We start from the raw sequence: 565 nt of genomic DNA, 5'->3' as shown, positions 1-565 counted from the left end.
GTCCGCGACGCCGCGATGCTCGGCGAGCGCCGAGCCCTGTCCGGGGCCTCGCTGCCCCCGCACTGGGAACACGTCGCGGCCGCCCAAGCCCACGGACACATCGGAGCCGGCCATATCGCCGCCATCAGCGAGTTCTTCGACGCCCTGCCCCACTGGGTCGACATCGGCACCCGCGCCGCCGCCGAAACCCAGCTCGCTCAGGCGGCCACCGAACTGGACCCCGACCAGCTACGCCAGGCCGCCAAACGGCTGTTGATCACCATCGACCCCGACGGGGCGGTACCCGATGAGAAAGAACAGAACCGCAAACGCGGCCTACGCCTGGGCCGCCAACAACCCGACGGCATGAGCAAACTCACCGGATACCTCACCCCGGCCGCACGGTCCTACTGGGAAGCCGCGGCGGCCAAACTCGCCGCCCCCGGCGCCAGCCGCCCCGACCAAAACCGCGACCGACCGGTCAGCCGCGACGACCGCAGCCCCGCCCAGCGCGACCACGACGCCTTCCTGGCCCTGTGCCGCGACACCCTGTCCTCGGGCACCCTCGGCACCCACAACGGGCTAC

General features: G+C 71.9%; 1 protein-coding gene. It reads left to right on the top strand.

Annotation, left to right across the window (positions count from 1 at the left end):
- A partial coding sequence (locus tag ACXAID_RS28345; RefSeq protein ID WP_475025467.1) for a DUF222 domain-containing protein occupies window positions 1-565 on the top strand: 565 nt, incomplete at both ends.

It is taken from the genome of Mycobacterium sp. ABE4_509 (genome assembly GCF_056160785.1).
Note: the sequence above shows the minus strand (reverse complement) of the source record. Positions and strands in the feature narration are given on the sequence as shown.